Here is a 25,460-nt window from a genome sequence, read left to right as displayed (position 1 = left end):
AACCAGCTTCTTACTTCTTTATATATTTCTTAGCACTCAAAGTCTTCCAAAGTGCCCACACAGTTTGTCTTCTCTCTTCTTAATGAACCGGCCCTTGGAGGCGAGCGGTGAATTCTACTTATTTTACCTGGTATGTCAATAGCTTTTTATTAAATTTTAGAGATTCGTGTTGCATCACAGTTAAGGTAACCTGAAATTGTGGGGCTAACGATGGCAAAACTCTATGAAAAGACCGCTTTATTATGCTTGTACATTTATGAAAAAACACCTTGGTAAATGATAAATCATCTGATTGACTTCTAAATTCCACCAGGAGTTTGACAGACTATAAACAGACTTATCCACAGAAAATGTGAATAACTTAAATGAAATTGCAGAAATTTAAAATGTTATAATTCAGACACGGTAAGGTTTTTAATATGTTACTGATTAGTCGTTTATAATTTGATAAAAAAGATATCCACAGAAAAGGGACAAGGAATAGAATTTAAGCAGGGCTATCTTATACAAATAAAAAATAAAAAAACAGTCTTGACTCGAACTATTTTTACTTTTTATTTTGAGCCACTGTTTGATTAAACTCTGTGCTTAAAAAATAATCCCTTTTAGAAAAAACTGAAATCCCGAAAAACCATGTTTATCATAGATTAGTTCATCAGCAGATGGCTAAAAATCTCTTTAAAACATTCTATGGAGGTTTTAATACCAACGCTTACTTGTAATAATGAATAAGATGAGTTAAATCTTGTTTGAAACCAAATAGGATTGCTTAATATTCAAATAAGGACTCAATAATTGAATTACTATTGAACTATCCGGGATTTTCAGATAGTTCAAAATTGCAAGAAATAATACTATACGGCAGCACTATATTGAACGTTAAAACCTAAAGCCTTTGCGATTGTTTAAAATTTTCCAATTTTCTTCATTTCAATAATTCTATAGCGAGCCATTGTATTTAGTGCACGACTCAAATTACTCAGTTCACGTTTACTTAGGATAGCAAGCTCTTTAATTGATTCTGGCTTTTGCTCATCAATTATTTTTAATAGCCTCATATTGTTTACATCACATAGTGATTTGATTGAACTAAACCAAATCTTAGGTTCACTTTTCTTAGGCTTATAACGCCCAGAGACAATTTCAATGGCAAGAATCCGAGATTAAATAGTTAATTCTCGCGCACAACGCACACCAAGCAGAGCAGATTTCGGTGCTGAAAGATAAATGGAGCCTCCTAAAGTAAAGTTATTAAAAAAGGCTTTGTTGATGGGGTCAAGAGTATTCGATTCTGTAGAACTCCAATAAATGCCAGCAAGACAAGAATGGCCTAATGGACAAGAAGTACTTGGGTTAGGCGCAACGGGACTTCCAAATAATACGGGAAGAAGACTGCTTTCCATGTTTTGCTCACCCGGCGCGCACAAGCCCATTTCGCAAAGGGCCGGTAGATACCAATCTGAATAGCCATCAATAGATTTGGCACAAAGACCTGCAGCATAGTAAATCAAAGGAGTCGGTCCAGAAGAAACGGTGAAGGGAGGTGAGCCTATCGCTGAGTAATTTGTGATGTAGGTATTGTAATATGTCAGAATATTTTGAGTATTACACTTACCATCCGATTCCCCAAGACATGCATTAAACACAGAGGGAGGCAAGGGTGTTGAGGGAATATAGTTACTTGAAAAATAAGTGGAAAAATCACTATAACTTGGAGACGGGCTTCCTGGCGTTGAAGTCTCATCAATACCAGGAATAAGATCATAACTTACATTTACACTAGCGGAGCCCTGTCCATTTGAGCTCCAGATTAGACTTCCTGGTTGAGGACTGCCACCAAGATTGGGAGGAGCCTGATCATTTAAACTCACTACGTTTCCTCCAATACTTTTTGACGTATCCGCTGTTTCTATCATTGCGTAAATAAAACCACTTTGATAAATACAGGCATATCCCAAGACCACAACGCTGGTTGAAACGGTATTGGCATTGGTTGAAGTCACAGAAACAACACTGGGTATAGGTTCAATTCCGGTAGTGCATGGTGTACTGTTTGCTCCTGAAGTCGCTGTAGGGCCAGGAATTACAGTAATCGTGCAGGAACTGCCAGGCTCCAGGTCGCCATTACAATCGGAGGTGGCCTTCGTGTTTAAAGGCCAGGAATTAGCATTAATAAAGGACAATCCACTTGCAGAAGAATTTCCCGTATTAGTTATGGTGATCACTCTGGGTTGGCCAGAGAGAAGCGAATTTAATGTTAAGCCTGTCACACTAAGCGCCAGATTGGTTGTACTTGTACTCAGAAGTGGGCCTGCTTGTGCCACCGTTACTGTCAACACGTCAGCTTGATTCGGTTGATAACATTGATTAAAGTTTGGACTTCCATCCGGATTTTCCTGACAAAGTGCAGGGCCTCCTGCGATACCAGATGCGGGTAATTCACTTCCATGAATGGTTAATGTTAATTGACAAGTAGCGTTTCCAGAGCCTTTAGGACCAAGCGTACAAGGGGTGTTTTGACTTATTCCTACTTGGGGTTTGAGTACCAAATTATGGGGTTTTGAGGAGTTATTCGCCACAGTATACAACACCGTTGCTGTGCCGGTTGTACTAACTGATATTTTCGGAGGAAAATTTTTATCCGGTGTGAAAGTCCATAAGGGTTTTCCTGCCTGAGCCATGGTAATAAAACAAAAAATACTAACCCCAAAACTCCATTGAGGAATTACATGCGGTAATCTCATAAGATATCCTTAGACTTTGTTAATCGCCATTTTCACAGATTTATATTATTCCCTTACGATCACTGCATATACTGACACAAACTGAGTATATTAGTAAGTTGATCCCATATCCCGCGTTTCTTTTTTATTAGCCCTATCAGGCACCAAAACATTTTCAAAGAAGTTATGCGTTATATAATAGAAAAAAGTACGATGAGACATCTAAATCCCTGTGTTTGTTAGTGACCCATTATGCTAACAAAGCACTTGCAGAACAATTGCAACAGGCGAATCATTACAAAAATTATCGTCGTATGATGAAATTATCTTTGATCTTAATAGCGCCAATATAAAAATTATTTTTATCCTATTAGCGATTAAGGGCGCAAGTAATCTCCCATATCGAGAGATTGCTAAAATGAGTGATGTAGCACTTGGAAGTATTAATAAAACTTTTCTTATGCTCCAAAAATATAATTATCTCATCATAAAACAAAATGGTGCTCGCATTTTGATAAACAAAGAAGAACTCTTGAATAAATGGTGTATCGCCTACGCAGAAAAATTACGTCCTAAATTAATTCTAGGGAAATTTTCTACCGATTTAATGAATGAGTTAAAAGAAGTAAAACCATCGGAATTTAATTTCCTGTGGGGAAGTGAAATTGCAGCAAGCCATTTAACCCGTTATTTAAAACCTGAGCGCATCACCTTGTATGCAGACAATGATTTGCCCCAATTACAATTAAAATTTAGACTTAAGAAAAACACTCATGGCAATATTGAGCTATTAAAAAAATTGGGGATCTTTGACACTGAAGACTCCACTGTTGTGCCCCACATTCTGGTATATGCAGATTTATTGAATTCTCTTGATGAAAGAAATCGAGAAACAGCGAACCTTATTTATGAGCAATACATTAAAAAAGAAATGGAATAATTTTTTCCCCTCAGATGTTGAGTTATTTAAACCCATTAAGAAAGTGGCTTCTGCAAATAATTGTGCTTATTTTTTAATTGGCGCTAAAGCACGAGACATACTTCTTGAATACTTTTTAGTCCCTCATTTTAAAATTAGTGATAACTACTACTCCACTAAAGATGGATAGGAATATAATGACTGCCCCTTGTTTTTCTTAAACGAATTTTCTATTTTGCAGATGTATAGTTTGTGTTTAATAATAACGAACCAGCGACAATAATGTTTGGCTTATCTTCGCGGTGTTATAAATTTTTATGATAAATTAAAACAATTTCCGTTTTTCAGTTTAATAAACGTATAAAGGATAGCTACATGTTAGAAAAGAAAGAAAGTATACTACTCCCAATTGAGTCCGAGTTAATCAATATAACCCGACGTAAACTCATCAATGCTTTTAAGCGACGCTCAATAAATCCCTCTGATTTCAATGCAAATATCGCTTGTTTAAAAGAATTGGCTCAAGCTTGTCATGCTATGTCCTCAGTTATATTACCTCATGCAGAAAAAAAACGAGACACTGAGCATGGGTTTATAAATGTATTTTTTAAGGATCACGCTAGAGAAAAATCGTTAAAGGGACGAGTAATTGTTGAGACTGCTAAAAGGCAAATGATGGAAGGGGAAGATCCTTTAATTATAGCAGAAATGGCAAATGAGCCAAGAATCATTGGTCTTAATTATTCTGAGATTGGTGGAGTTTATCAAATTACTTTCTCTGATAATTATAAGCTTTGTTTATGTAATCTCAATCCTGACACCTTAGCTGAAGCTAAAGTAATATTCCTTGAAAAAATGGGAAAATTAGCAGCTACAAATTCTAAAACACCCTGCTGAACTAATAAGCTATGCATCTATGTTATGACATTGCTATTTAAAATCTAAATATGACATATCACCATAACAATATGATCATTATATGCTCAAAATGGTTGGATATAGCATTTACCTTGAGGAATATTGCCATGGCCAAAATGAAACATGAATCAATTCAACCGTCAGTTACTACTGAAGGTATGCACAATATCTGGATAACTATCCGTGTCGTTGATCTGAAAGCCCTTTAATTGAAAATAAATAGAGCAATAGAGATTAAAATAATAATTAATATAACTATGTGTTTATGATTAATCATGATGAATGGTCCAATAAGCATATGTCTTGAGTTTTAGACTATTTATTCTAAAGCTTGAATTACCAAATACAACATTAATCAATGTTCTTTTGGTTGGAAATTAAAAAAGAGGGCGGTGAAAATAGAATGTATAATAATCATATAAAATTAGAAGTAACAAGAACCTAGCAAAGACTCAAAAGGAACGTTAACGGGAACGTTTTAAAAGCAAGAACCGTTAATTCATACGGGGGATTCTAATTTGAAGTGCGACAGTCAAAAAAGCTGTATCATGGTTCTTGGGGAACTTGAAACAGCAAAGGAGACTGCCACATGGGACATGTATACTCAATTAACTGTAACAGATCGACGTCGATTATTTATTTTTATTGAAATGGGATTATCGATACGAGAGATTACATTTAAACTGAATAGACATCGCTCAACGCTATACAGAGAATTAAATAGGAATAAAGAGTCAGGAGTTTATTTACCCATTATTGCTCATCAGAAAGCTCTGGATAGAGCCAAAAGTAATCGCCCTAATAAACTAAAAAATAATGGTGTTTTACGAAATTATGTGGTTAGGTCATTAGTCGATAAGGGATGGAGTCCTGAACAGATCTCTGGTCGAATGAAACGTCAAAATTTGAGTTTTTATGCCTGCCCAGAAACTATTTACCGCTATGTATACCAATCTAATGAGAAGGCTCTTTATCACTCATTAACCTTTAAGAAAGCTAGAAGGCAAAAGCTTTTTAAACATAGAACTTGTCGCTATGGAGCTCCTTATCTAATCACCCAAAGGCCTGAGGATATCGATTCCAGAGTTCGTTTTGGTCACTGGGAAGTGAGATACCATTGAATTTAAAGGGAACAAGAGTGAAGTAGTAGCAACACTTGTTGAACGCAAATCGCGAATGGTTTTCCTCATTAAAAATAGTAGTAAGCATTCTCGAGGAGTTATGGAAAAGATACATAGCAAATTCAAAAGCGTACCTAAAAAAATGATTAAAACAATTACTTTTGATCAAGGCTCAGAATTTGCCGATCATCGATATCTCGAGGAGACTATGAAGTGTGAGGTTTATTATTGCGAGTCTCATTCACCATGGCAAAAAGGAAGTAATGAAAATATGAATGGTCGGCTAAGAAAATACTTGCCTAAAAATGCTAAAATTAACTTAATCACCCAAGAGGAACTTGATTTAATAGCAGCAAAAATGAACCGGTGTCCGAGGAAGTGTATCGGATACAAAACGCCCAATGAACTGTTTATACAACAGCAAAAAAATGATTCTCGCACTTGGAGTTAAAATTCGCCTACAACTTTTCACTTTGACTTATTGATTCTATTGATACCGCTGATGTGAATCGAACACGCGACCTTTTGATTACGAATTAGTAAATTAGGGGTTTTAGCTGATTAGACACTTTTTGAAATTCTTTTAATTTCCTTTTATTTACTTGATGTTACAGCAATATTACGTTATAAGTTCTATTAATGAATTTTAAACAATTGTGCGACACAAGTGCGACACAGTTGCGACACATAAAAAACCGAACATAAAAGTCGACTATGAAAATAAACAAAACAAACGTAGAAAACCTCCCTCTTCCTCAAGCAACGGAGGAAGGAAAAACAGCACAAAAAAGATATTACGATGACAACCTAAAGGGATTTGGCATACGTGTTACTTCGGGAGGAGCAAAAGCCTTTTTCGTTGAAAAATTCATCAATAAAAAACGCTGCCGAATTACTTTAGGGCATTACCCAGAGTTAACCGCTGAAATGGCAAAGAATAAAGCCCTGCATCTCTTGGGGCAAATCGCTATGGGGATTGATCCGATTGCTGAGAAAAAGGCAGCAGAAATTCAAGATATAACACTCAATCAAGTCTTTAAAGACTACATTAAAACCAGAAAGAACTTGAAACCCAAAACGTTAGATAACTACAAACATATATTAGATAAAGCTTTCACCAGCTGGAAAAGTAAACCGATGTTATCTATTACCCGAGATCGCATTGCTAAATATCACGAAAAACTAGGCCAGGAGCGTGGTGAAGCCTATGCTAATTTGGCCATGAGAATACTCCGTGCTCTATTCAATTTTGCTGCAGGGCAATACGAAGATAATAGTGGGCACTCTCTTTTCATAGATAACCCAGTCAAACGCCTATCACAAACACGAGCTTGGTATCGTATTGAACGACGAAAAACTTATATAAAATCTCATGAGCTCGCCGCATGGTATACAGGATTACAACAAATTCAAAATGAAACTTTACGTGATTATTTGCTACTCATCTTACTAACAGGACTACGCCGACAAGAGGCAGCTACATTAAAATGGTCTGACCTCGACTTAAAAGCGAAAACATTTACTATCAATAAAACCAAAAACAATGAATCCCATACCCTTCCCCTTTCGGATTTTCTTTATGATTTGCTGATCGTTAGAAAAGCAAAAGCAATTAATGACTATGTTTTCCCGGGAGCTGGAGCCGCAGGTCACATCATAGAACCGCGCAAACAAATGGCACATGTGACAAAAAATTCGGGGGTTCATTTCACAGTACATGATTTGAGACGAACATTCATAACCATTGCAGAAAGTCTGGATATCCCTGCTTATGCTTTAAAGCGTTTAATGAACCATAAGATGAGTAATGATGTTACTGCGGGATACATTATTGTCGATGTTGAGCGGTTAAGAAAACCAATGCAGCTTGTTACTACTTATATTCTAAAGTGTATGGAATTAATTGATTCAGCTGAAGTTATCCCAATGCAGGCTGATAAAGAACAGATATAAAAATGCCTCTCTAGTTATGGCCCGCAGTGCGGTCCGAATTGAGAGTAATATTTAATTTGGATCGCAATGAGATCCAAATCATAGGTAAAGTTATAACATAGATTCGGAACGCACTGCGTTCCATATTTAAATCATATCTAATTTGGAACACACCGTGTACCAAATTAAAGAAACAAAAAAATAATGGATAGAAAGGAGGCTATCCAAGATTTGGCAGACACTGCCTGCCAAATAAAAAATCTAAATATCAGAATGTTCCATTTTGGAACCCGCTGCTTAGATTTTCGAAATGAACTCTTCGAGATTTCCGGATAGTTCAAAATTAAAGAATATAATATTATCCAGCAGCACTATATTGAATATTAAAATCTAAAGCCTTAAGAGTAGCCGATATTTTTCTCCATGCACTTTGGCCTATACCTTTATCCATGAAGAAACTTTCTCATTGAGTGATTTCATCGACTCTTCCCAGCTAGCGGTGTTTTGGTTGTATACCAAAGGTCCAATAAAATTTTGATATCTGTCTTTGTGCTTAATATCTTCTTGGAGCAGTTTAAATCCATATCTTAGCTCTTTATATGGATCATCTCGGAATTGTGGATGTTGGTTACCAAATTCCTCCATATCAATTTTAATGACTTGCTCTATGAATCTACTTATTTTAGTCATGTCTGCATTGGATTGGTTAATAAGGTGGAGATCATAGATATGGCGAATCAAAGTTTCATCATCCTTTTTCTCATTATCTCTGGCATATGCCGCAGTTCTTCTTAACAACGATACAAATTTTTCACTGGCTGTGACCTCTATAGTTGCGCATGGACATTGTGAAAGTTCTGGCGATAACCGAAGAGCTTCGGCGTGCATTGAGGAAACTGGCTTAATAATTGGTGGTTCAAGCAAAGGGGATTCTGTGATTTCTAATTGAATTACAGGGCGAATCGCATCAATCAATTGATGATAACGAGGGTATTCAATGTAGTATTGAAGAAATTTACCTTCATCTAATTTCTGTGACTCAATTAACTTAAATGTTTCATGATCTTCTAACAAGTCACGTAGTTTTTGATAAAGTTGTCCCCTTAATTTTCTTTGGACGCTTCTTGATTTCTTCTGAATATCTAAAGATGGAATTATTTTAATATCCACATCTTCTGACATGCGAAAAGTATTTATATGAGCCTTCGATAAAGAAGTTCCACCTGAAAATATGAATGAGTATGAAAAATCACTGACTGAATAAAGCCATTTGAGTAACTGAATAGCGTAGTAATCTTTTTCTACTAGAATGGGCTCTTCTATACCGAACGCATCAGCAACATCTGCAAAAATAGTAGGGTCTAGAACTTCCATCAAGAATTAACAACTTTTAATTTAAACTTACCTACCCCAAGTTTACGGTTAAACCTGCTTTTTACAACAACCTCAGCATTTGCGGGTATTTGTGTAGAGTTCGTCAAATAAGATTTCGTTGCATCGGAATATTGCCATTTTACACCAAGTCGGGTTAAAGCTTCTTTAGAGATAGCTGTAAAACCGCCCTCAGCAGCAAGCATGGGTTTGCCAGTAATTCTATTTATTCTAGCTTTTGCATACAAACCATAACCTATTTTGAGCAACTTTCCTTCTCTGGATAATTCTTTTAATGCTCTGCCAACTTGATCATAATCACTTAATTTTTCAAAATCAGAGCGTAAAAAAACCTGCCGTTTAGATCGGCCGATCTTTTTCTCAATTCTACTTCTAAGTGATACGCGTGACATAGCTCTGTTTCCGATAGTTTCTTACAACATGATTATAGCAAAAATACGACACTTTTGAAAACAAAAATACGACACCTAATCCGACCAAATTCAAAAATATAAGCAGTCAGTTCCAAAATGGAACATGCTGATGCTTAGATTTATAAAATGATCTCTCCGGGATTTCCGGATAGTTTAAAATTTAAAGAATATAATATTATCCAGCGGCACTATAGTGAATATTAAAATCTAAAGCCTTAACAATTGGTTTAGAGCGTTTCCCAATTTTCTTTATTTCAATAATTCCATAACGTGCCATTGTGCTAAGTGTATGACTCAAATTACCCGGTTCAAGTTTACTTAAGTCAGCAAGCTCTTTAATTGACTCAGGCTTTTGTTCTTCAATTATTTTCAATAACCTCATATTATCTTCATTGAATACTTCACATAGTGATTTGATTGAATTAAACCAAATCTTAGGTTCATTCTTCTTAGGTTTATAACGTCCAGAAGCAATTTCAATAGTACGACTCTGAAATTTATCTCGTGACATAATTCCTACTTGTAATGTTTTCATTTATTATCTCGTTCCCTTATCATTTAGTGATGCTAGGCACTTAGAATTACCAAATTCAGCAAACTCCATTTAAGCCTTATCGAGATTTAAAAAATAACGAGTCGCTTTAAGTTCGCCAGTTCGTTTGAGAATATCTTTTTTAACCAAATCATTTAGATCTCTGGTTGTTGTAGCGATGGGCGCGCCTGTTATGCTCATATAATTTTTAGCACTTAAGCCACCTACAAATCCTTCTGGCCCTGCATGAAATAATCTTAATAAAACCTTTTCTTGCCTTGTATTAATTTTTCCTTCCGCTTCCCTTAAGATGACCGATTTCTTAATAATAAAATCAATATACAAATAAGTGCTTTGTTGCGCCTCTAAAGCGATGTTAGCAAACCATAACAACCAAGAGGTTAGATCTAAGGTTTTACTTGCTAAACCTAATTGTTGATAATATTCCTTTCTCTTTTTTAATAATATTTTTGCTAATACCGTCATTACTGGTTTTGAAAATCCTTGCGACAAGGCTTTTTCAGCTATAGCTCGCCCTATTCTTCCATTCCCATCTTCAAAAGGATGGATACTCTCAAACCACAAATGAGCTATTCCTGCTCGGGTTAATGTAGGTAAAGGAGCTGAACCAGTAAGAGAACTCCGTTCAAACCAATTAATAAATTGCTCCATTTCGGCCGGAACCCATTTTGAAGGAGGCGCTTCAAAATGGATTTTTCGATCATAATCAGGCCCAGAAACAATTTGCATTGCTTCTTCATGCTTACGATATTGACCAATATGTTCCAAATGATGGCTATTACCCATTAAAAATTGATGCCATTCAAATAAAACCTGATGTGTCAGCGGACTAGGAATTGTTTGATATAAATTAACCATCATTTTAGCGATCCCACGCTCCGCCATGCTCGCTCTAGGAGCTTCTGTAGACAACCCTAACTCTTTTTTTATAGAAGATTGAACGCTATCTCTGTTTAAATGCTCCCCTTCAATTTCAGAGCTATCCAAAGCATCCGTACACATTAAATCGATAAATAAATTTTGCTTACCTTCTTGAGAAATATGTTGTGAGGAACCAATAATAATACCCGCACCCTCAGTAAAAGACTGTTCATATACAACTAATTTATCTGAGTCCCAAGTAAAATTAGGCCAATCCTCAAGCTTCCAATTCCATTCCATGATTAATAACCTCGCTTTTTATTAATCAGAATATAGCATAATTATGATTAATAAAGCATGATTTTATTAATCAACGTTACTTTAAGTAACAGTAGCTTTCAGGAATATCAAAGGCTAGGCTCTAGAATCGAATCCTTTCACTAAAATTTTAAGGGCTCCTTTCAATGACAACCAAAGAGAGACCGAAAGACAAAAACAATCATGCAAAAGAAAAAACTTAAGCCTTATTGTTATGACTAATTTACCCCCTTTTTTATTTTAAATATTACTTTATAATTATGTTATTTTATTGATTAGATTATTTTTAGCGGCTAATCTTAAGCTATTTCATTGCAAAATTAAGATGTTTATGTTTTCGCACAACACTTTGTTAATTCTAGGCGCAGGTTCAAGTTTAAATTATGGATATCCTACTGGAGCTGAGCTTGTTAAAAAATTAATTGATAATATAGAAACGGACGAAGTATTTTTTCCATTAAAACAAACAGAGCCCCCAAGTAATTTCAATTTATCTATGTTTACTGAGAATAATAAATTTTGTCCTAAAATTTCAGATATTCCAGAAAACCAACGAATAAACAATCATCAAATAAATGCGTCGCTAAAACGAGAAATGATACAACTTGATAATAAGGGGTATTTCTTTTTAAAAATTAAGCTAAATGAAATAAAAGAGCTTAATGAACTTAAAGAAGCTATTAATCAGTATTCTCCTGTATCGATTGATATCTTTTTACGTGACAACCCAAGCCATGAAAAAGCTGGGAAATTAATGATTGTTTATACTCTTCTTAAATTAGAAAATATAAATGATTTTAATGTTTCATTCTGGGGAAAATCCGAAAAGAACAAATACGATGACCATTGGTATCCCTATCTTTTAAATGACATTTTATACGGCTGTGCCGATAATCCAGCCAATATATTTGATCCAAAGTTAAAAATTATTACTTTTAACTATGATATGAGCCTAGATTATTATTTATATAACACATTATCTAACATTGAAATATTAAAAAATACATACCCTGATTTATCATATTTAGAGCAATATAGAATAGAGCACGTGTACGGGAGTCTATATAAAAATATCGAATTTGAGTATGGGAAGTATAATTTTGAAAAGAAAACAGCCAATAAAAGTATAAGCAGTACGAAAAGATTCGCCAAGGCTGTTGAATTAAAAGACAATATAGAAACTATGCGTGACAGCACCAGTCATATGCCACATCTTAAATCCCTCATAACGGATGCTAAAGAAATAATCATCATTGGATTTGGTTTTGATCGAACAAATTTAAATATCTTGGGGTTTCCGACCTCTGTTCATTCAAACCCTAGCTATCAGTCATTTTTGGAAGGTAAAATTATTCGTTATCTAAATTATAATGGAGAAATGACTAATATTGATACAGAATTTGAAACTATAGCTAACTTTTCTTTAAATGCGATAAAGTTAAAGCCTGTAAAGATCATCAAATCGCATGCAACAAAAATTAAGAATGCTTATTTTAGAGATTTTAAACCTTCTTTGCTGTTAGATTAAGTTCCTCAAATGTGGCAATGAAAAAATAAGGGGCAGATTGCATATTAATAATTGCCCTTACCATTCTAGATTCTAGAATTTAGAATAACTGATATGGGATTAGTTTTGACAATTTCTAGGCAAGTAAGAAAAAAAACAAAACCTGACACAATGCATTCTGTCAAAATCAATTTGAAGAAAATATGGTCACATTAAAAAACGCTGCTTAAATGGTGTGTCTCATTTCGCTTGACCACATCAAAAGTCCGCCATACATCCTCACTCTAAATTATACTTACTGCTTGATCCTGGATTTTATCAGGTCCTGGTTTATATTGTTCAATTGCTGTCACTAGGTTGTCTAATATATCCGTAAAGCCAGAGAAATTTATTGTATCTTGTTTAGGACGTATGACCTTTTCTACTAATACTTGTTTGCTATAATGCCGCTGGGAGTCAAAACCATTACCATTTTCAGGAGAGAATATTTTTTCTCCTAACTTAGTTTCTAATACCGATTTTTCGAAGAAATTCTCTATTATAATATCCTCCGGAGGATTTCTGATTGGTAATAACACAACATAAAGATTTTCTATAACAGGATAAATGAAGTTTTTCTTACGATCATAATTCACATTAGTTTTTTTAAATTTATTCTCTAAACATTGTATTACATCACCAGCGGCCTTATCATTATCCAGCAACACAATAACAGGGCTTCGTGGAATTTGTTTTGTAAACGCAATATTTTTCTTGTAGTTTTCTATAAATTTCTTCAGTAGACTTGTACCAGCATTGATGTGCATAACCTCGCTAATTCGTTCCGTGAAATGAAAAAAGTCAATTTGATGTGGAAGAAGATATTTACCCTGTTTTTTAAGTTGCTTTATTGCTATTTTTAAATAGGCCACATCTGTTTTACCTTCACAGATAATCAATGGTTTCTCAAGTGCGATAAAATAGCGAAAATACAAAAACTGGGAGTATAGATTTGTTATATTATGCTGTTCAACATTTGTCTTATAACAAGGTTCCTTATTGCAATGATTTTTTTGTTTTATAAAATAAATATACTCTAATATTCCGTTAAGTTGCTGTAAAGTACCAGGTTTAGATTTATCTCCTAATAGAAAAAAACTACCTGTACAATATAGAGCATGGCACATTGCTCTAGTGGAGCGATAGTATTCTTTTTTTACATTAATCTTTTTATTTACAACAAGCCCAGTGACAATTTGTCTTGAAGAGTGCATTTGAAGCCTGGTTTTCAATGGATTTATTTGAAAACCTGAGTGTGTAATGATGTTTTCTATTTCCTTATTTAGGCTCCACTTCATCAGTTCCTCTGATTGTGTAGCTAATTTTTGGGGAATTTCTTGGTTTGTAGATAGTGTTATATCGTCAACATAACGCGAATAAGAACATCTGTTTTTTTTGGCCCATCGAACTAACCGTATATCGAGAATATGTGCAATAAGATTAGTTATAATGGGGGAGCAAGGACTTCCTTGTGGTAATTCATTCTTAAAGCACGCGATTTGTGCAATTAAAGTAGCAACAGATGGATGCAAACCAAAATCATTGTTTTTGATAAAAAAACCACGTACTCGGCCAAAGTTAAATGAACCGAAAAACCCTGATAAATCAAAATTTAATACATATTTTTTATTTTGATGACTGTAGGCATTAGTGTGGATACCAATAGATATATCACTTTTTCTATTTGGATTAACTTCCGTTTTTTTTCTAAATCCATGTGATAAAACTCTAGGAGTGGGCTGGGGTTTAGAGTGTTCTATTTCTAGTACACAATATTGAAGTAAATGGGCTAGACATCTCTGTATATGCTTAAGTCTTTCGTGGGGGGCATTAATTATTCTCTCCCCGCCTGCTTTCTTCGGAATTTCAAATTGTTTATATTTTGTTTCATCTGGTAAAACAAAAAGAACGTACGCCAAGTGAGAGGCTTTAAGATTTAAAAGAGCGGCTAGATCCTGAATAGTTGATGCAGCTTTAAGTTTCTCTAAGTATGCCATATGCTAATCAAGGTAATTAAATAAATTAGCTTATGAACACTCTTATGCGATAACTAGTGTATATTTACTAATTGCTGCTGCTTTAAAAGCGTAATGAAAGCAAAGCATCCAACATTGGATGAATATATCGCGAAACACGATAGCAAATCTGTTCATAAGCTTCGATTACTATACTATGGTTAGCTATATTATGAAATATTCATAGCATGTATCTCATTCCTGCGTCACTGCAATTTCCCAGCAGTGACGCAGCAACATTCACCTTATTTAGCCCACCCACATCAAGCATCAAAAAGCCTTTTGTCCTGACGCACCAGATAAGATAGGACAAAATATTTCCTGTAATGGCCTTGCACCCAGATCCGCACTTTGTTATTTTTTAAATGAAGCATGACTGATGAATCGGTGAAAATCCGATGAAACGCTTAGGCGTCTTATGCTAAGCCACTCTCATTCCCTAACCTTGTGGCTGGACGTATAGTCGGGAACCCTTCAGGAACCTTTGCTATTCGGTAAAGGGAGTTTTTCGGAACTCTAAGTCATTTCTTTTGACCATGGATTGGGGATAAAGCCCTGCTTTATCGCTTTCATTTACTTTATTTAGGAGAAAAGAATACCAGAAAAACCTAGTTGTAATGGCGAGATCGTTTGCCTTATAACGATTGATTTGCCCCCTTCTTCGAGCTTTACGGTTTTTACCGGGTTTCAACAGAGAGTGAGCCGCTCGACCAACACTAAACAATACACAGGGCAAATTCTTTTTTTACTAATTTTTGCAGATGGGAAGATGCGTACACAATCCTTAAGACAATTCGCTAATCGGTTTATTAAACTGGACAGGCAAGGTAAATACTTGTACAGGAAGCACCGTGCTTATGTCATTCGTAAGATGATTGATGATTTGTTTGTTATCCGACAGGTTCCACCTTCATGGCAGGCTTTGCAGTCTGAGCAGGTTCACAAGCTGGTGCGTTACTGGAAAAAACAAAATGTTACCCCAGTCACCATCATGCGTTATATGACTATTATCCGCCGTTTTTTACAGATGAACGATTGTTCTGTTGCCAATATCGATAATCAATCGCTTGAACTCTCAAGACCTAAAGCAAGAAAAAAGAGGAAGAAAATAATCCCTCCAGATTTTTGGAGGTCACTCAATGACCCTTTAGCAAGGGTCATTATGGGATTACAAACCGAATTTGGTCTCACGTTCAAAGAAGCGATTCTGATTCAACCACGTATCCAAGTTCGTGAATGTTCTCTCTGGTTAACCCGAGACATTGCGTTTAACTCCACAGACCGAACCATACCGATACGAACTGAAAGCCAGAAAGCGGTACTCAATCTTTTTAATTGGCTCACAAAACAATACGGTAATCTGCTCCAATTAAAATCCTATGAAGAAATCCGTATCATCTGGCGCAGTACATTGACCAAGCATCGTTTATCCAGTACGAAAAGTTGGCGTTATTTGTATGCAAAGCAAATGTATTCTTACCTTCTGCCTGAATATGAGAATTACAAGACGTGTTGGCTGATTCGTGAGGAGATGGGGATTAAATCGCGTAATACACTGTGGTTATATCTTAAAAATTAACTGGGACAATTGGGACACATGGGACTGCGCATAAACACTGGCTTATCACCGTCCCAATATGTCCCATAACTTAGAAATAATGGGACAAATTTCTAGGGTCTTATTCCCCACCCCAGATTTTCTCTGTAAACACATAAAGCCTAGGTGTTCCCACTCCTTTGACTCTTGGCTTATGAGTAGGCATTCCATCTGCTGCTGGCTTCAACCAGCCTTCGTTCATTAACACCCGAACTACCGTTCTAGGCTCAAATCCCTGACATAATTCTTTTTTAAATACTTCCGTTAATACCATATACACGCGAAAGCCCGCATCATCGGTATAATAAAACCCGGCTCGATTCTGAATCCGTTCATTGTTTGGCGCTCTTATACTATCAAACCGACTGGCACCATGGGACTCAAAAAAGGCTCTAACTTGCGCTAAGATTACCCTGTCTTCCCGATTACCCTCCATGCCAAAATGCTCCAACCATGCTCGATAACATTTATAGGCTGCGTAAGTAGACTCGCCTTCTTTCCATCCAGTCAATCCATATTGGCTGGCCACTTCACCAGCAACAGCAACCAACGCAAATCGACGGGCTACGCGGATAATTTGTCCTGTCGCCCCTGGTAAGACAGCACTATTCACAAATTCTTGTATCGCATCATCAATGTCAGTTGCAATGCTTTGTTGGTTTGCCACTACTTTTTGCAGCCATGCCATACCCACAGCACCAAAATATTTTCTGGAATATTCCTTTAAAGATAAAGCCATGGTAGCTGGACTGAGTTGATTATGAATCTTTTCAAAAATCCCCATGTGGAACCCAGCATCGGCTTCAATGTCGGCTAACCTAATTTCCTGTCCAGCATTCGTCTTCTGCCTTACTCTGGCCATCAAAGACATCAAGGATTCCTCTCCAGCAGAGAGAAAGAACAATGACCATCGAGACGATTGTTTCACTGTTCCATGCCGCGAGGCCCGTGTTTTCCCTTGGCCATTGGCTAACAAGTAAGCTGCCTCTCCTGCCTCTTTGGGATCTATCTGGCTTAACTCATCCAAAATTAATAAACCATCATTATGCAAAGCAGCCAGTCCCTCAAGACCATTAGTCGTACTGCGCCATAAGCGACAATAAGCCTGTGGATTACCCCAAACGGAAGCTGCTACTTTTAAAGCAGTACTTTTACCACTTGAAGAAGCGCCTCTAAAATGAAATCCACCTGAATCTTCACTTGCAAGTTTCGACAATGCAGGAGCAAAAGCAGTGGAGATGGCAAAAATTAATCGAGAATTACCCGAGGCAAGCTGACCTATTGTTGCTCGCCAATCCTCTACAGTACCCGATACAGACATAGCTGATTCAACGGCATGACTGTTTTGAAAAACAATTTTCTCGGATGAATGGCCAATGGTTTGTGATGCAGTAACAAAAAGATTTTCATGCCAGCCCAGCTTATCGACACAACGCGCTCTGTCTTCTACAGGAAAGACCTGCAAATAGGTGGTCAATAAATCCCGGGAAATTTTATGGGGTGAGATGCTTAAACCAAGGCGAGCTAATTCTCTCCTTACTTCAGAAGCATCGCCTTGTAACAAGGCTAAAGGCATTGCCCATTGATGGAGAATGCCATCATCATCCTGCCATTCAAGTAATCGACCCCATTCCCCACTTTTAGCATCGCGTGTTTTAGCTACCACATACAAAGGAGAACAAACCCAGCGTGGTGCTATTGGGTTACCGTCTTTATCTTTTCCAAGGAAAGACACGCCCTGCTCATTTAATTTAAAACAACCACCAGCATATTCATAGGTTATAGGGTTATGATCGTTTTTGTTTTTTAATGTAATAATCTGATTTTGCAGCATAACTGTTGTTTCTCCAGCAGCGCTCATGGAAGATAGAAACCTATCCATCCGTGAACAATCTATTTTTATGGAATTTATTCGTTGACCAGTGAAAGGTATTCCCCTTCGTCACCAGTAGAGCGATAGATTTTTTGTTGTTGGAGAAAAGACAACACGTCACTTTTGCGATACAAAACCTTGCGGCCTATTTTAAGATAGGGAACGCCCTTTCCTTCCCAGCGATTGCGTTCCAAAAGTTGGGTAGAACAGTCTAAAACAGCTGCCAATGTTTGTTGATTAAACAATGCGGAAGTTGGTGCAGACTCAAATTCGTTTAACAGTTGTAAACGAGATGGTTTTTTATTCATATAGAACCTCAAATGATTATTCATTCAGCTTAATGCCGACGATATACGTCCTGCTCGATGAATATCAGTTGACTGTCCGGCCGGAGAAAAGTCGTGATATTTCATTTTTTCGTGACTTTTACAGGACCGTGGACCCGTAAAAGTTTACAGCTCGCGAGAAGTATTGCTTGGAATTTAAAAGGGAGTCAAGCGCTTTCAAGGCCTGTGATCTCATTGTTATTCAATGATATTCATTGTTACTAAAAAAATTTTGCTGACAGAATCTGTCCCATTTGTCCCAAGTGAATATTTTATATTGGTACACCTAAAACCCTGTGTTTATACGGTTGCCCCACTGTCCCAATTGTCCCCTATTTTTTAGATAATGGTTTACATTTAAATTTCAGTAGCCCACCTTTTAACACATAACCCCTAGGAACTCTAATTTCTGGTATTTTAGGTTTATAGTTAAGCAATCATGTTCATTTTTTTATGTTGTTCATTTTTAATGAACACACCATAATTATGAACACGTAAGCATGAGTGAACGCCACATCTTAGACACTGATTCGGCGATTTGCTGCAACAGCTGCTTCATATGATAAAACTTAGATTCAATAATTGATCAGGTAGTGTTAGGTTGCACTTCGTTTAGCCAAGTTGACTTGAAACGAGTATATAAAATCAACTATACTGTACATGTACAGGAAATGCGGAGAAAACCATGCAAACAGTGTCTTATACTCATATGCGCGAACATTTATGTGAAATCATGGAAAAAATCGCCAATGGTGAACAAATTTGCTTTACTCGCAAAGGACAAGAGCCTTTTATCATAGCTAAAGTTGGTACACCAACTGAGGCTCAGCTTGAAGAAGTAAAACATAAAAAACGCGCCCAAACTGTGGCCAAATTAAAAGAGCGACATGCTGCGACTATTAAAGCCTTAGCGGATAAATAATGGAATTAATTTTTTTAACAGTAGAAGATGTGATATTTATTCAAGGCGAAATATTATCTAATGCTTCTGTTACTGACATAGGGAAACTTGAGTCTGCGCTTAAACGCGCTGAACAGCACCATCATTATGAAAACATCAATGATATTATTGAGTTAACAGCTCTCTATATCATTGGCATTGCTAAAGCACATGCTTTTCCCGATGGTAATAAACGAACTGCTTTTTTGAGTGCTACTTATTTTCTTGATTTGAATGGTTATGCTTTAGAAGAAAATGATGATTTACCCGATATTATTGAACAGGCAGCTTCAGGAATTGTTGATAGACATCGGCTCGTTGAGCTTTTAAAACCCTATATTTTTACTAATGAATAAGGTCAGTTAAATCCCGTTTGCAAAACAAACGGCTAGCTTGGTAAAGATCCAGATGATCCAATCTTGGATATAAAAAATTAAAAGGCGAACCTTATTTTCGTCTGCGTGTTGGCTCATGGCGAATTATTTTCGACAGGGATGATGAAGTGAGAATTATCTCTATTGAGAAAATTAAACCCCGTGGAGGTGCGTACAAATGAATTTACAAACAATTAAATCTCTCGATGGCAAAGTCGAATATGTTTCATTACCTGTTGCTACTTACAATGCTTTACGCCATCAAATTACTGAGCAATTAAAGCATACTCAAGAAAATGAGGATTATGAGATCTTTAATCCTGCTGATTACATTGATAATCCAGTTGCATTGGCTCGTATTCAAGCTGGGTTAACTCAAGAAGAATTAGCCAATTTGATGAGGGTCACTCAAGCCTATATCAGTAAAATTGAGAATCAAGAGAAAGTTACACATAAAATGTTAACTAAAGCCAAATAGGCTTTGTCCAATTGTCATGATTAATGATCAACGCTTACTTGGCTTTGATCTATTAAATTTAATTTAAATTCTTGGGGAAAATAATGGGAATTAAAAATCCATATATCAGGACTTGCAGACAATTCACAGATGGAAGTTATGCAAATAGTGGAAAAGCTGTATATATAAAACACCCAAGTTTTGCTCAAGATGCAGCACATTACGTAAGAGCATTTCATTTAATTCAAAAAGACCTGCTTAATTTATTTGATTATATAGAACCTTCAGATATAAATTTGGATACCTACTCTTTCAGAGTGCATGAACTTTTATTTAGAACTTGTGTCGAAGTAGAAGCTAATTTTAAAGCCATTCTAAGGGAGAATGGTTACAATAAAAAAGGAAAATGGGATATTAAAGATTATATGAAAGTAAATAAGAGTCATTTTCTCTCTGACTATGAAATAATCCTTCCAAATTGGCATGGTATACAAAAAACAACTAAGCCTTTTGAATTATTTAAGGACGAAAAATCTCCTGACTGGTATAAAGCTTATAATGCCACTAAACATGATCGCCATCATGAATTTCAGGAAGCTAACTTTAAAAATCTTATTGGCGCTGTTACTGGTTTGCTTGCACTGCTTTCATCTCAATTTTATACCCATGACTTTTCTTCAGGAAATACATTTTTAGTTATGGAAAATAGCCCTAATGATGATACAGAGGCAGGTATTGGAGAATATTTTAGAGTAAGATTTCCTAAATTGCCTATAGAAGAATGTTATGATTTTGAATATAAAGATATCCAACAACCTAACTTTTCTTTTGACCGATATACTTATTCACAATAAAAGTCATTTTTCATTGCCCTTTGCTGATGGGAACTCGACTATCATTCCTTCAGAAAGAAATGAGTAAGAATTATATTTAAAGATGAATAAAATAATAGAAAATTTAAAAGTATCAATTCGTTAAAAAATTATTTTCGAGCATGACCATGCTTAAATTGTTCCCCTCCAATTTTTTTCCAATCACTCAGACTTACTCAACATTTATCTATCTAATCGAAACGACTTTCTTCATCCCCTTTAGACATGTAAAACACTATCACATTTGTTTGCATGTTGTGGAAAATAAAAATGTCGGGCGAAAGTTCGACCTACGCTTACTATGATTAATTCAAATAACCTCACCTTTTTGTATATTTTTAAATCTTAATGATTGCTAACGAGTCAATATTGACCTAATATATAAATAGATATATCTTTTTTGATATACGTACTTTAATTAAGACTTTAATGACAGGAAAAGAGGTAATAAAAACTCTTGAGGATCATGGCTGGAAAGTTCTTAGGAGCAAAGGCTCTCATTATCGAATGGGAAAAGGTAATTTAAGAACAACTGTTCCCGTACATGGAAAAACCGAATTAGGCAGAGGCTTAATTTCTACAATTGAAAAGCAAACAGGGGTAAAATTATCATGAAAGTTTTATATCCAGCATTATTTGAAAAACAAGATGATGGAAGATTTTTGGTAAGTTTCCCAGACTTTCTTGAAGCCATAACTGAAGGAAATGATATAGAAGAAGCAATTTTTAATGCGTCTGAAGTATTAACTCTGACAATTGAGGGTAGAATCGATGAAAAAATGGAAATACCAGAGCCTTCAAAGATTAATGATGAAAATTACCTATTCATTCCTCCTGCTGCAAGCGCACAATCAGCATTATTAGTCCGTTGGGCAAGAAGTCATACTGCTCATACTATCGCGGAAGTCGCAAGAGCAATGAATACATCATGGCCTGCAATATCTCGTTTAGAAGACCCACATCATTCTCCTAACATAAAGCAATTGGAAAGAGTCGCGGCTGTTCTAGGTCAACAATTAGTATTTTCTATGGAACCAATATCACCGAATGATGAGGAGGAAGAGCTTTCTCAAAACTCAAGCGCATAATTTTAATTCAATATGTTCTCTTTATCATTTTAGTTAAAGTGCTCATTACTCATCAAAAATGGAACGTTTTTTCAAAGTTTGAAAAAAACGTAATACTGGGTGATTAGAAATCAATAAAATGAGCAATCAGGGGGATGTATCCCATTCAATTTCAATAAAAACTGTTGTATTTACTTTAATTTTGATTGAAGGAGGGTAAAAATATTGTATTCTTCATTGCTAACCTTATTGAACTCACTAATATTTTTTTCTAATTCCAACTCTTGCTCGAAAAATTTTTTAAATGCCTGATGAATTTCTTTAATCCACAGTTCACTGTCACCTATCAAAATGAAATCGACCGCCTTAGGCGAAAAAGGGACGGATTGGTAATGAAATGTGGCGTTTCTTAACCTTCTTAAGGCCTCAACACAATCAGATCGACTCAACAAATTATCAATCAAGACATTGTTAAAATTTGATTGTTTATACCCCTCAATTACTACATATATTAATGCATAAGTTACAGCGACCCTCTGCATACTGAAAATTAAGGCTGCTGTCATTTTAGGATTAAAAAATCTCCCTTCAAATGAACTAGCTATGTATTCATAATCACTTTTATTTAAGTCAGATTTTAAAAGTCTGTCATTTGCCTCAGCAATCAACCAATGCTGGTGTAGTGTTATTAATTTCATATCATATGGCTTTTTCATTTGGCATCTACTCCATCATTTGCACAAGACTGACTTTTTTAATTATAAGAAAAATCAATTTGAACTATTAAAATTATAGCAATTGCAAATGCGTTTTTAAGAGTTTAAGAAATACCAGAACAAGTTAAATAAAGAGATTTAACTGCGACACAGATGCGACACAAAAACAGACCACTTCAAGAAAATTTTGTAACTCATTGATTTTACAATGCCGCTGAGAAGAATCGAACTCCCGACCTTTTGATTACGAATCAACTGCTCTACCGACTGAGCTACAGCGGCGTATAGAAAAGTATACTTAAGTTGAGTGATGATGCAACAGCTTGTAATTATTATTTGTTTTATTCTTACCTAAACGAGTCATAGAGTCGTTGAATTATCATTTTTGGGCTTTTTTAATGCGTTCTTGCAAAACTAATTATGAATGTTCTGGCTTTTGTTCATAATAATTTTCATCAAATTAGCAAAAAAATATTCAAATAGATGAAAAATGATTTATAATAATGCGTTGAATCATCTTTTACATTAGTAGAAAAAAAATTTAATGTAATATAGGAAATATTTTTCTGCTTTTTTAATTAAGAATAGTTTTAAATTATTGCAGATGAATATAACATAGCGTCACCCAAAATCATGGCAACCTGTGAGAAATAAACAGCTCGTGAAAAATAGTACAGTAGAAACAGAAAAAACCGTTAAAGACAGTGGTTATAGCCGCCGATTAAAAGATCGCCATGTGCAACTTATTGCATTAGGAGGGATTATTGGTTCAGGCTATTTTTTAGGGACAGGTGAAGTTATAAACCTGGTCGGTCCATCTGTATTTTTAGCTTATATACTAGGCGGTTTAATCATTTTCTTAACTATGCTGTGTATGGGCGAACTTGCTGTGGCTATTCCAATATCAGGTTCGTTTGTTACTTATACCGCCGACTTTATATCTCCATCAGTTGCTTGTGGCGTAGGATGGTCTTATTGGATTAGTTGGGTAGCATATATCCCTGCTGAATGTGTAGCGGGGGGAATAATAATGGAAATGTTTACCGGAGTGAATGGTTATATATGGGCTATTTGTTTTGGTTTACTGATTACTTATATTAACCTTGCAAAAGTAGATACTTTTGGTGAAATTGAGTTCTGGCTTGCTTTAATCAAAATTTTAGCTTTATTGGGCTTTGTTATTTTAGCAATTTTAATTTTCTTTGGCTTAATCCATAGCCCAGAATCTAATGGCATAATTGGGACTAAATATATCATAGGTGATGGAGGTTTCCTTCCTAATGGAACCATGCCATTGTTAACAGCTATGGTTCTTTTGCTTGTAAATTATCAAGGATCTGAAATCATTGGCCTTGCTGCTGGAGAATCAGAAAACCCGGCGAGAATGATTCCACACGCCATCAGAAATGTTACTTTAAGAATTCTTTTCATCTACATTATTCCAGTATTTTGCTTGGTATTAATTTTTCCTTGGCAAAAAGCAGGATTATCAAACTCAGTATTTGCTGATGCACTCAACTTCTATAATCTAAAATGGGCTGGTGCAGTAACCAGCTTTGTGACCCTTAGTGCAACATTATCTTGCGCTAACTCTGGATTTTACGGCACTGTACGTGCCCTGAACGCCTTAGCTCGTGATGGAATGGCACCCCATACCTTTGCAAAATTTAATGAAAACTCCGTACCTCAAAATGCCGTTATTGCTACCTTAATAACTATTTGGATCCTTTTAGGTGTAGGTTACTTTTTTGGGCAAACAAAACTTTATATAGCCCTACTTCTGGTATCTGGTTTTACTGGTACCCTTGCATGGATTTCTTTATGTACTTCACAAATTCGCTTTAGAAGCAGATTATATCAAGCAGGATATACTACAGAAAATCTTCGCTATGTAACTCCTTACTCACCTTATACCGGAATTCTTGCAATCGTACTTATGTTTATCGCCTTGTTTTTCCTGGTACTCAATAAGGATCCCACCTATAAACTCGCTTTCTATATTGGTACGGTTAGCTTTGTGATCCCTATAATAATCTATAAGCTCTTTGATCTGTCGAAGAAAAGGAAAAAAGCATTACATTTAAAAACTAGAGTTAAATTTCAAGATCTATTTCCTCCAGTTTGATGGGTTCTGCTAATAGCCTAATAATCTACTGATTTTATTGTATAAAAAGATGCACGCTTTATTTTAACGTCAGTTTTTAGGCTAAATTTCCCCAAAAAACCTCGTGAAAATCATATTTTTATAATAATTAAAAGGGAAATAAGAACAATATGAAGGGAAGTCATAGCAACAAGATTGTAAGGCACAATCGTTTAAAAAATCTCAATAACCGTTGGCCAACTTGGCTTGCTCTTATTATTATTGCTTTGCTTTATGAAGCTTTACCCCAAATATTTTATTGGGGTCCCAGAGGTTTACTACTTGGCTTGGTAACGTTAGTAATAGGTCACCCCTAATAAACTTTCAAGAAGTTTATTAGGAGAACTGATCCTCTTTATATTCTAACCAAAGCTACCGCCAAAA

General features: G+C 35.7%; 23 protein-coding genes, 1 tRNA gene and 1 pseudogene. 14 read left to right on the top strand and 11 right to left on the bottom strand.

Annotated elements, in window-relative coordinates:
• Positions 1-905 precede the first annotated feature (905 nt).
• Together Lsan_RS23665 and Lsan_RS04820 are read right to left on the bottom strand one after the other, a co-directional pair.
• Complete coding sequence (locus tag Lsan_RS23665) at positions 906-1,142, bottom strand: HVO_A0114 family putative DNA-binding protein (protein ID WP_475001231.1); 237 nt, start codon at positions 1,140-1,142, stop codon at positions 906-908.
• 21 nt (positions 1,143-1,163) lie between these two features.
• Positions 1,164-2,744: a hypothetical protein gene (locus Lsan_RS04820; protein WP_058513381.1), complete on the bottom strand. Its 1,581-nt coding sequence runs from the start codon at positions 2,742-2,744 to the stop codon at positions 1,164-1,166.
• A 397-nt stretch (positions 2,745-3,141) separates the two neighbouring features.
• On the opposite strand from Lsan_RS04820, the gene Lsan_RS04815 reads away from it, so the two are divergent.
• The 5 genes and pseudogenes from Lsan_RS04815 to Lsan_RS04795 all read left to right on the top strand — a co-directional run bounded on the left by Lsan_RS04815 (position 3,142) and on the right by Lsan_RS04795 (position 7,634).
• Positions 3,142-3,663 (top strand): type IV toxin-antitoxin system AbiEi family antitoxin, encoded by a 522-nt coding sequence (locus tag Lsan_RS04815; protein ID WP_058513380.1) that lies wholly within the window; start codon positions 3,142-3,144, stop codon positions 3,661-3,663.
• Positions 3,632-3,832: a hypothetical protein gene (locus Lsan_RS04810; RefSeq protein ID WP_058513379.1), complete on the top strand. Its 201-nt coding sequence runs from the start codon at positions 3,632-3,634 to the stop codon at positions 3,830-3,832. Before Lsan_RS04815 ends, Lsan_RS04810 begins: the two co-directional genes overlap by 32 nt.
• Positions 3,833-4,017: 185 nt before the next feature.
• Complete coding sequence (locus tag Lsan_RS04805; RefSeq protein ID WP_058513378.1) at positions 4,018-4,539, top strand: hypothetical protein; 522 nt, start codon at positions 4,018-4,020, stop codon at positions 4,537-4,539.
• A gap of 617 nt (positions 4,540-5,156) precedes the next feature.
• Positions 5,157-6,132: pseudogene (locus tag Lsan_RS23485) on the top strand (IS30 family transposase).
• Positions 6,133-6,395: 263 nt separating this feature from the next.
• Positions 6,396-7,634: a tyrosine-type recombinase/integrase gene (locus tag Lsan_RS04795; protein ID WP_058513377.1), complete on the top strand. Its 1,239-nt coding sequence runs from the start codon at positions 6,396-6,398 to the stop codon at positions 7,632-7,634.
• Between the two features lie 414 nt (positions 7,635-8,048).
• Here the strand turns inward: Lsan_RS04795 and Lsan_RS04790 are convergent, their stop codons facing one another.
• The 4 genes from Lsan_RS04790 to Lsan_RS04775 all read right to left on the bottom strand — a co-directional run bounded on the left by Lsan_RS04790 (position 8,049) and on the right by Lsan_RS04775 (position 11,132).
• Positions 8,049-8,987: a nucleotidyl transferase AbiEii/AbiGii toxin family protein gene (locus tag Lsan_RS04790; RefSeq protein ID WP_058513376.1), complete on the bottom strand. Its 939-nt coding sequence runs from the start codon at positions 8,985-8,987 to the stop codon at positions 8,049-8,051.
• Positions 8,987-9,397, bottom strand: a complete 411-nt coding sequence (locus Lsan_RS04785; protein ID WP_058513375.1) for a DUF6088 family protein — start codon at positions 9,395-9,397, stop codon at positions 8,987-8,989. The genes Lsan_RS04790 and Lsan_RS04785 overlap by 1 nt, the downstream gene beginning before the upstream one ends.
• A 196-nt stretch (positions 9,398-9,593) precedes the next feature.
• Positions 9,594-9,953 (bottom strand): HVO_A0114 family putative DNA-binding protein, encoded by a 360-nt coding sequence (locus tag Lsan_RS04780; RefSeq protein ID WP_058513374.1) that lies wholly within the window; start codon positions 9,951-9,953, stop codon positions 9,594-9,596.
• Positions 9,954-10,022: 69 nt separating this feature from the next.
• Entirely contained in the window at positions 10,023-11,132 is a 1,110-nt protein-coding gene (locus tag Lsan_RS04775) for a Fic family protein (RefSeq protein WP_058513373.1), read from the bottom strand.
• Positions 11,133-11,481: 349 nt separating this feature from the next.
• On the opposite strand from Lsan_RS04775, the gene Lsan_RS04770 reads away from it, so the two are divergent.
• Entirely contained in the window at positions 11,482-12,678 is a 1,197-nt protein-coding gene (locus tag Lsan_RS04770) for a hypothetical protein (RefSeq protein WP_058513372.1), read from the top strand.
• Positions 12,679-12,941: 263 nt separating this feature from the next.
• Here Lsan_RS04770 and Lsan_RS04765 read toward each other — a convergent pair whose 3' ends face one another.
• Positions 12,942-14,693: a retron Ec67 family RNA-directed DNA polymerase/endonuclease gene (locus Lsan_RS04765; RefSeq protein ID WP_058513371.1), complete on the bottom strand. Its 1,752-nt coding sequence runs from the start codon at positions 14,691-14,693 to the stop codon at positions 12,942-12,944.
• A gap of 787 nt (positions 14,694-15,480) precedes the next feature.
• Between Lsan_RS04765 and Lsan_RS04760 the strand changes: the two genes are divergently transcribed.
• The gene (locus Lsan_RS04760; RefSeq protein ID WP_058513384.1) at positions 15,481-16,290 is read left to right on the top strand and encodes a hypothetical protein; all 810 of its coding nucleotides are present in this window, start codon (positions 15,481-15,483) and stop codon (positions 16,288-16,290) included.
• Between the two features lie 100 nt (positions 16,291-16,390).
• Here Lsan_RS04760 and Lsan_RS04755 read toward each other — a convergent pair whose 3' ends face one another.
• Positions 16,391-18,142 (bottom strand): DUF927 domain-containing protein, encoded by a 1,752-nt coding sequence (locus Lsan_RS04755; RefSeq protein WP_058513383.1) that lies wholly within the window; start codon positions 18,140-18,142, stop codon positions 16,391-16,393.
• A gap of 74 nt (positions 18,143-18,216) precedes the next feature.
• The gene (locus Lsan_RS04750; RefSeq protein ID WP_058513370.1) at positions 18,217-18,489 is read right to left on the bottom strand and encodes a MerR family transcriptional regulator; all 273 of its coding nucleotides are present in this window, start codon (positions 18,487-18,489) and stop codon (positions 18,217-18,219) included.
• A 703-nt stretch (positions 18,490-19,192) separates the two neighbouring features.
• Here Lsan_RS04750 and Lsan_RS04745 point away from each other — a divergent pair.
• From Lsan_RS04745 to Lsan_RS04720, 6 genes are all read left to right on the top strand, one after another.
• Entirely contained in the window at positions 19,193-19,429 is a 237-nt protein-coding gene (locus Lsan_RS04745; RefSeq protein WP_058513369.1) for a hypothetical protein, read from the top strand.
• Positions 19,429-19,803 (top strand): type II toxin-antitoxin system death-on-curing family toxin, encoded by a 375-nt coding sequence (locus Lsan_RS04740; RefSeq protein ID WP_058513368.1) that lies wholly within the window; start codon positions 19,429-19,431, stop codon positions 19,801-19,803. The genes Lsan_RS04745 and Lsan_RS04740 overlap by 1 nt, the downstream gene beginning before the upstream one ends.
• Before the next feature lie 196 nt (positions 19,804-19,999).
• Positions 20,000-20,299 carry a helix-turn-helix domain-containing protein gene (locus Lsan_RS04735; RefSeq protein WP_058513367.1) on the top strand — a complete coding sequence of 100 codons (300 nt, stop codon included), beginning with the start codon at positions 20,000-20,002 and terminating at the stop codon, positions 20,297-20,299.
• Positions 20,300-20,382: 83 nt separating this feature from the next.
• A complete protein-coding gene (locus Lsan_RS04730) occupies positions 20,383-21,132 on the top strand; it encodes a hypothetical protein (protein ID WP_058513366.1) in 750 nt (249 codons plus the stop codon).
• A gap of 447 nt (positions 21,133-21,579) precedes the next feature.
• Positions 21,580-21,765 carry a type II toxin-antitoxin system HicA family toxin gene (locus tag Lsan_RS04725; RefSeq protein ID WP_058513365.1) on the top strand — a complete coding sequence of 62 codons (186 nt, stop codon included), beginning with the start codon at positions 21,580-21,582 and terminating at the stop codon, positions 21,763-21,765.
• The gene (locus Lsan_RS04720) at positions 21,762-22,238 is read left to right on the top strand and encodes a type II toxin-antitoxin system HicB family antitoxin (protein ID WP_058513364.1); all 477 of its coding nucleotides are present in this window, start codon (positions 21,762-21,764) and stop codon (positions 22,236-22,238) included. The genes Lsan_RS04725 and Lsan_RS04720 overlap by 4 nt, the downstream gene beginning before the upstream one ends.
• Before the next feature lie 170 nt (positions 22,239-22,408).
• On the opposite strand, the gene Lsan_RS04715 is transcribed toward Lsan_RS04720, so the two are convergent.
• Both Lsan_RS04715 and Lsan_RS04710 read right to left on the bottom strand, forming a co-directional pair.
• Positions 22,409-22,933 carry a hypothetical protein gene (locus Lsan_RS04715; protein ID WP_058513363.1) on the bottom strand — a complete coding sequence of 175 codons (525 nt, stop codon included), beginning with the start codon at positions 22,931-22,933 and terminating at the stop codon, positions 22,409-22,411.
• Positions 22,934-23,142: 209 nt separating this feature from the next.
• Positions 23,143-23,215, bottom strand: a tRNA-Thr gene (locus Lsan_RS04710).
• Between the two features lie 379 nt (positions 23,216-23,594).
• Here Lsan_RS04710 and Lsan_RS04705 point away from each other — a divergent pair.
• Positions 23,595-25,058: an amino acid permease gene (locus Lsan_RS04705; protein WP_193392680.1), complete on the top strand. Its 1,464-nt coding sequence runs from the start codon at positions 23,595-23,597 to the stop codon at positions 25,056-25,058.
• Positions 25,059-25,460: the final 402 nt, after the last annotated feature.

It is taken from the genome of Legionella santicrucis, assembly GCF_001468135.1.
Lineage (GTDB): Bacteria > Pseudomonadota > Gammaproteobacteria > Legionellales > Legionellaceae > Legionella > Legionella santicrucis.
Note: the sequence above shows the minus strand (reverse complement) of the source record. Positions and strands in the feature narration are given on the sequence as shown.